Here is a 6,618-nt window from a genome sequence, read left to right on the forward strand (position 1 = left end):
TAGGAGGAATAAAAATGGCAAAACAAAAGTTTGAAAGAAAGAAACCACACGTAAATATTGGAACAATAGGACACGTAGACCATGGTAAGACAACACTAACAGCAGCAATCACATTAGTATTAAATAAAAGATATGGCTCAGGTGAATTCGTAAGCTATGACAACATAGACAAAGCACCAGAAGAAAGAGAAAGAGGAATAACAATCTCAACATCACACGTAGAATACGAAACACCAAACAGACACTACGCACACGTAGACTGCCCAGGACATGCTGACTATGTAAAGAACATGATCACAGGAGCAGCACAAATGGACGGAGCAATACTAGTAGTATCAGCAGCAGACGGACCAATGCCACAAACAAGAGAGCACATACTACTATCAAGACAAGTAGGAGTACCAAAGATAATAGTATTCTTGAACAAAGCAGACATGGTAGACGACCCTGAATTAATTGAACTAGTAGAAATGGAAGTAAGAGAACTACTAAACGAATATGAATTTGATGGAGACAACACACCAATAATAGTAGGATCAGCCCTAAAAGCATTAGAAGATCCAGATGGAGAATGGGGAGACAAGATAATAGAGTTAATGGAAGCAGTAGACAAATACATTCCAGAACCAGAAAGACAAATAGATAAACCATTCCTAATGCCAGTAGAAGACGTATTCTCAATCACAGGAAGAGGAACAGTAGCAACAGGAAGAGTAGAAAGAGGAACAATCAAAGTAGGAGAAAGTGTAGAAATAGTAGGACTAACAGAAGAATCAAGAACAGTAGTAGTAACAGGACTAGAAATGTTCAAGAAATTACTAGACGAAGCACAAGCAGGAGATAACATAGGAGTACTATTAAGAGGAGTACAAAGGAACGAAATCGAAAGAGGACAAGTACTAGCAAAACCAAAGACAATAAAACCACACAAGAAATTTGATGCAGAAGTATATGTATTAAGCAAAGAAGAAGGTGGAAGACACACACCATTCTTCAATGGATACAGACCACAATTTTTCTTTGGAACAACAGACGTAACAGGCAACATTCAATTGCAAGAAGGAGTAGAAATGGTAATGCCAGGAGACAACGCAAGATTTAGCATCGAGCTAATCACTCCAGTAGCGATGGAAGAAGGACAAAGATTCGCTATAAGAGAAGGCGGAAGGACAGTAGGAGCAGGAGTTGTAACTAAGGTTTACGAATAAAAAAACATACTAAAAGAAGGAATATCAATTCCTTCTTTTAGTGCTGTATATAAATAATTTTTTTTACTTAAAAATAAAAAAACTCTTGTAGTATAGCTATTTTTGGTGTAAACTATAGTAGTGTCTAAAATTATGGCATTGCGATGAGGTAAGAGGTTGCTGCAGTTTGTGCAGGTAATTTTTACTGAGAATGTCCGGTTTGAAATCGGGCGACTTTAAGACATTTCGATAATTAAAAAAAAGCTGGTACACACCCGGCAAGGTTTATCGGAGTCTTAAGTCGCATGTCAAGTAAACATGCGATAGAAGGAGGGAAATCAATGGCAAACAATCAAAAAATTAGAATTAGGTTAAAAGCTTATGATCATGAACTTTTAGACTCTTCAGCTCAAAAGATAGTTGAGACAGCTAAGAGAACAGGTGCGACAGTATCTGGACCTATACCACTGCCAACAGAAAAGGAAATAGTAACAATCCTTAGAGCGGTTCATAAATACAAGGACTCCAGAGAGCAATTTGAGCAAAGAACTCATAAAAGACTCATAGACATAATCAATCCTAATCAAAAAACAGTCGATTCATTAATGAAGCTGAACTTGCCAGCAGGTGTAGATATTGAAATAAAACTATAGAAATTTATATGATTGCTTAGGCAATCCGCTATAAAACGGAGGTGTAATGATGAAAAACATATTAGGAAGAAAAATTGGAATGACTCAAATTTTTCTTGAAAATGGGGATGTTGTCCCAGTAACAGTTATAGAAGCTGGCCCTGTTTATGTGGTACAAAAAAAGACAAAAGAAAAAGAAGGATACAATGCAATTCAAGTTGCATTCGGAGATGTCAACGAGAAAAAAGTAATTAAACCTATAAAAGGACACTTTGACAAAGCGAATGTAGCTTATAAGAAATATTTAAGAGAATTTAAAGTTGAAAATCCAGATGAATTTGAAATCGGACAAGAGATCAAAGCAGATGTATTTTCAGTTGGAGATAAAGTTGATGTAACTGGAACATCTAAGGGAAAAGGGACACAAGGTGTTATTAAAAGACACGGCTTTGGTAGAGGTAGAGAATCACATGGTTCTAAATTCCACAGAATGCCTGGAGGTATGTCAGCAGGAACATATCCTGGAAGAGTTTTCAAAGGCCACAGAATGATGGGTAGAATGGGAAATGAAAGAGTAACAGCTCAAAATCTACAAGTGATAAGAGTAGATGCAGATAAAAACTTACTTCTAGTAAAAGGAGCAGTTCCAGGACCTAAAAAGGGTTTAGTTATCATAAAAGAAACAGTTAAGAAGTAATTTTTTCAGGAAAGGAGGATTAAAATGCCTAAAGTTAATGTTTATAATATAAACGGAGAAGTAGTAGAAGAAATGGAACTTAGCGATGACATTTTCGGAATAGAGATAAATGAACACGCTGTTTATGAAGTAGTCAAAAACCAATTGGCTAACAAAAGACAAGGCACTCAATCTGCTAAAACTAGAGCAGAAGTAAGGGGCGGAGGAAGAAAACCTTGGAGACAAAAAGGGACTGGTAGGGCAAGACAAGGTAGCATCCGTTCACCACAATGGAAAGGTGGAGGAGTTGTATTTGCACCAAAACCAAGAGACTATAGCTATAGTGTTCCAAAGAAAGTGAAGAGATTAGCTTTAAAATCAGTATTGACTTCAAAAGTTGTAGAAAACGAAATGATAGTAGTCGATGATTTAAAGTTAAACGCACCAAAAACAAAAGAAATGATAAATATATTGAATAACTTGAAAGCCGATAAGAAAGCACTCATAGTAATTGATAAAAGAGATGAGAATATAATTTTAGCAGCTAGAAATATACCTAATGTTCAAACTGCATATGTAAATACAATAAATGTATATGACATATTAAAATACAATTCATTCATAATTACTAAAGAGGCTGTTAAAAAAGTGGAGGAGGTGTATGCATAATGCAAATTCCACACGATATAATCATAAAGCCAATAATAACTGAAAAAAGCATGGAAGATATGGAAGAAAGAAAATACACATTTGTTGTCGATAAACATGCAAACAAATCAGAAATAAAAAAGGCCGTAGAAAATATATTTGGAGTTAAAGTGGAAAAAGTAAACACTATGAACATGCTTGGAAAAGAAAAAAGACAAGGATATACAAAGGGAAGAAGACCAAGTTGGAAAAAGGCAATAGTGAAGTTAACTGAGGACTCTAAATCTATAGAATTCTTCGAAGGCATGTAATTGTAAAACTAAAAGGAGGGAAAACAAATGGGTATAAGAAAATTTAAACCTACTTCCCCTGCACTAAGACAGATGAGTGTTTCAACTTTTGAAGAAATTACCAAGACTGAGCCTGAAAAGTCACTATTGGTTAGTTTAAAAAGAGGCAGTGGAAGAAACGCCCAAGGAAGAATAACAATTCGACATAGAGGCGGCGGAGCTAAGAGAAAATATAGAATAATAGACTTTAAAAGAGATAAAGATGGTATTCCAGGAAAAGTAGCATCCATTGAATACGATCCAAATAGAACTGCTAATATAGCACTTATAAATTACGCAGATGGAGAAAAAAGATATATTATAGCTCCACACAACTTAAAAGTTGGGGATGTAATTTATTCAGGTGAAGATGCAGATATTAAAGTAGGAAATGCACTTAAATTAAAAGACATTCCAGTAGGTACAACTATTCATAACATTGAATTAAAACCAGGCAAAGGTGCTCAGTTAGTTAGATCAGCTGGAGCTGAAGCTCAACTAATGGGTAAAGAAGGTAAATATGCTCAACTTAGATTGCCATCAGGGGAATTTAGACTAGTTCCAATTGAATGTAGAGCAACAATCGGACAAGTTGGAAATATAGACCATGAAAATATAACAATAGGAAAAGCTGGAAGAAAAAGACATATGGGAATTAGACCTACAGTTAGAGGGTCTGCTATGAACCCTGTAGATCACCCACACGGTGGTGGAGAAGGAAGAGCGCCAATAGGATTACCTTCACCAATGACACCATGGGGAAAACCAGCTTTAGGATATAAGACAAGAAAGAAAAACAAAAAATCCAACCAATATATAATTAGAAGAAGGACAAAATAGGAAATTGTGAAAGGAGGAAACGAAATGGGCAGATCCTTAAAAAAAGGACCTTTCATTGATGACCACCTACTTAAAAAAGTAGAGGAACTCAATAAAAATAATGAGAAAAAAGTAATTAAGACCTGGTCTCGCAGATCTACTATATATCCTCAATTAGTTGGACACACTATAGCTGTTCACGATGGGAGAAAGCATGTGCCTGTATATATAACAGAAGATATGGTAGGGCATAAGCTTGGAGAATTTGTATTAACAAGAACATTTAGAAGTCATGTAGATAAAACAGAAAAATCATCAGGTGTAAAAAAATAAAGTGAAGGAGGTATAATCATGGAAGCTAAAGCTGTAGCCAAATATGTTAGGATTTCACCACGAAAGGTCAATTTCATTTGTGCAGAAATCAGAGGCAAGCAAGTAGATGAAGCTCTTTCAATCTTAAAATTTACACCTAAAAGAGGTGCAAGAGAATTAGAAAAAGTGTTGAAATCTGCGATAGCAAATGCCGAAAACAATTTTAACATGAACAGAGATGACCTTTATGTATATAAAGCATATGCCAACGATGGTCCAAGATTAAAAAGATATAGACCAAAAGCTAAAGGAATGGCATACCCTATATTAAAAAGGAGTAGTCACATCGGAGTTGTTGTAAAAGAACGTGAGTAAAAGGAGGGGAATGGTTAATGGGTCAAAAAGTAAACCCACATGGTCTTAGGGTTGGCATTATAAAAGACTGGGATTCAAAATGGTATGCCAATGACAAGACTTTTAATGAATATTTAGTAGAAGACTATAAAATTAGGGAATATCTTAAAAAAGAACTTTTTTTATCAGGTATATCTAGAACTGAAATCGAAAGAGCTGCAAACAAGATTAAAGTAACTATACACACAGCAAAACCTGGCATGGTAATCGGTAAAGGTGGAGCGGGAGTAGAAGAATTAAGACAAAATTTAGAGAAAATGACTAACAAAAGCATAGCTGTTAACATAGAAGAAATTAAAGTGCCAGAATTAGACGCTCAACTAGTAGCAGAAAACATAGCTTCTCAATTAGAAAGAAGAGTTACATTTAGAAGAGCCATGAAACAAGCTTTACAAAGAACAATGAGATCTGGAGCATTGGGAATCAAAACTCAAGTATCTGGAAGACTTGGTGGAGCGGATATGGCTAGAACTGAAGGATATAGCGAAGGAACAATACCTCTTCAAACACTTAGAGCTGATATAGATTATGGATTTGCTGAAGCAAATACAACTTACGGTAAAATCGGAGTTAAGGTTTGGATATATAAAGGAGAGGTTCTTCCTACCAAAAAGAATGAAAAAATAGAAATCGAAGAAGCGACTGAATAATAAATATCGTCGTAGGAAGGAGGAAAGTAAACATGTTAATGCCTAAAAGAGTTAAACATCGTAAAGTTCAAAGAGGAAGAATGAAAGGCACAGCATCTAGAGGAAATCAAATAACATACGGAGAATTTGGGTTACAAGCACTAGAACCAGCATGGATAACTTCTAACCAAATAGAAGCTGCCAGAAGAGCAATGACTAGATATGTAAAAAGAGGCGGAAACATTTGGATTAAAATATTTCCTGACAAACCAGTAACAGAGAAACCAGCTGAAACTCGTATGGGTTCAGGTAAAGGCTCTCCAGAATATTGGGTAGCAGTAGTAAAACCAGGAAGAATACTTTTCGAAATGGGTGGAGTATCAGAAGAAGATGCAAGAGAAGCAATGAGACTTGCTGCACATAAACTCCCAATTAAGACAAAGTTCGTAACACGTGAAGATACGCAAGATAAGGGTGGTGAAGCTAGTGAAAGCTAAAGAAATTCGCCAAATGTCGGATAAGGAATTAAATGCAAAATTATTAGATTTAAAGTCCGAGCTATTCAATTTGAGGTTTCAAATGGCAACAGGCCAACTAGACAATCCAATGAGGATAAATTCGGTTAAAAAAGATATAGCTCGTGTAAAGACAATCGCACGTGAAAGAGAATTGTCCATAAGGAAGGAGGTTTAATCTCTAAATGGAAAGAGGAAATAGAAAGGTAAGAATTGGAACTGTAGTAAGTGACAAAATGGATAAAACTGTTGTAGTTGCCATAGAATCATTAGTTACTCATCCAATCTACAAGAAAAAAATCAGAAAAACTACAAAGTTTAAAGCTCACGATGAAAACAATGAATGCAAAGTTGGAGATAAAGTAGAAATAATGGAGACTAGACCACTCAGCAAGGACAAGAGATGGAGAGTCACAGAAATAATAGAAAAAGCAAAAGCTAAAAAGCTTCCTATAGT

At 35.6% G+C, this 6,618-nt stretch carries 12 protein-coding genes; all 12 read left to right on the forward strand.

Annotated features, from left to right (window positions below):
* Positions 1–14 precede the first annotated feature (14 nt).
* Positions 15–1,208, forward strand: a complete 1,194-nt coding sequence (gene tuf / locus ACTB1H_RS08665) for an elongation factor Tu (RefSeq protein WP_463262457.1) — start codon at positions 15–17, stop codon at positions 1,206–1,208.
* Positions 1,209–1,528: 320 nt separating this feature from the next.
* Positions 1,529–1,840, forward strand: a complete 312-nt coding sequence (gene rpsJ / locus ACTB1H_RS08670; RefSeq protein ID WP_463262446.1) for a 30S ribosomal protein S10 — start codon at positions 1,529–1,531, stop codon at positions 1,838–1,840.
* Positions 1,841–1,889: 49 nt separating this feature from the next.
* Positions 1,890–2,516: a 50S ribosomal protein L3 gene (gene rplC / locus ACTB1H_RS08675; RefSeq protein ID WP_463262447.1), complete on the forward strand. Its 627-nt coding sequence runs from the start codon at positions 1,890–1,892 to the stop codon at positions 2,514–2,516.
* Positions 2,517–2,540: 24 nt separating this feature from the next.
* Positions 2,541–3,164, forward strand: coding sequence for a 50S ribosomal protein L4 (gene rplD, locus ACTB1H_RS08680; RefSeq protein WP_463262448.1), 624 nt, complete (start codon positions 2,541–2,543; stop codon positions 3,162–3,164).
* A complete protein-coding gene (gene rplW / locus ACTB1H_RS08685) occupies positions 3,164–3,454 on the forward strand; it encodes a 50S ribosomal protein L23 (protein WP_463262449.1) in 291 nt (96 codons plus the stop codon). The genes rplD and rplW overlap by 1 nt, the downstream gene beginning before the upstream one ends.
* Positions 3,455–3,481: 27 nt before the next feature.
* Positions 3,482–4,312, forward strand: a complete 831-nt coding sequence (gene rplB / locus ACTB1H_RS08690) for a 50S ribosomal protein L2 (RefSeq protein WP_463262450.1) — start codon at positions 3,482–3,484, stop codon at positions 4,310–4,312.
* A 24-nt stretch (positions 4,313–4,336) separates the two neighbouring features.
* On the forward strand, positions 4,337–4,624 hold the full coding sequence (gene rpsS, locus ACTB1H_RS08695; protein WP_463262451.1) for a 30S ribosomal protein S19: 288 nt from the start codon (positions 4,337–4,339) through the stop codon (positions 4,622–4,624).
* Between the two features lie 18 nt (positions 4,625–4,642).
* A complete protein-coding gene (rplV, locus tag ACTB1H_RS08700) occupies positions 4,643–4,978 on the forward strand; it encodes a 50S ribosomal protein L22 (RefSeq protein ID WP_463262452.1) in 336 nt (111 codons plus the stop codon).
* Positions 4,979–4,995: 17 nt separating this feature from the next.
* Positions 4,996–5,667 (forward strand): 30S ribosomal protein S3, encoded by a 672-nt coding sequence (gene rpsC, locus ACTB1H_RS08705; RefSeq protein ID WP_463262453.1) that lies wholly within the window; start codon positions 4,996–4,998, stop codon positions 5,665–5,667.
* Between the two features lie 32 nt (positions 5,668–5,699).
* On the forward strand, positions 5,700–6,143 hold the full coding sequence (gene rplP / locus ACTB1H_RS08710; RefSeq protein WP_463262454.1) for a 50S ribosomal protein L16: 444 nt from the start codon (positions 5,700–5,702) through the stop codon (positions 6,141–6,143).
* Complete coding sequence (gene rpmC, locus ACTB1H_RS08715; RefSeq protein WP_463262455.1) at positions 6,133–6,339, forward strand: 50S ribosomal protein L29; 207 nt, start codon at positions 6,133–6,135, stop codon at positions 6,337–6,339. The genes rplP and rpmC overlap by 11 nt, the downstream gene beginning before the upstream one ends.
* Before the next feature lie 7 nt (positions 6,340–6,346).
* A partial coding sequence (rpsQ, locus tag ACTB1H_RS08720) for a 30S ribosomal protein S17 (protein ID WP_463262456.1) occupies positions 6,347–6,618 on the forward strand: 272 nt, incomplete at its 3' end.

The sequence above is a fragment of the Soehngenia sp. genome (assembly GCF_055108775.1).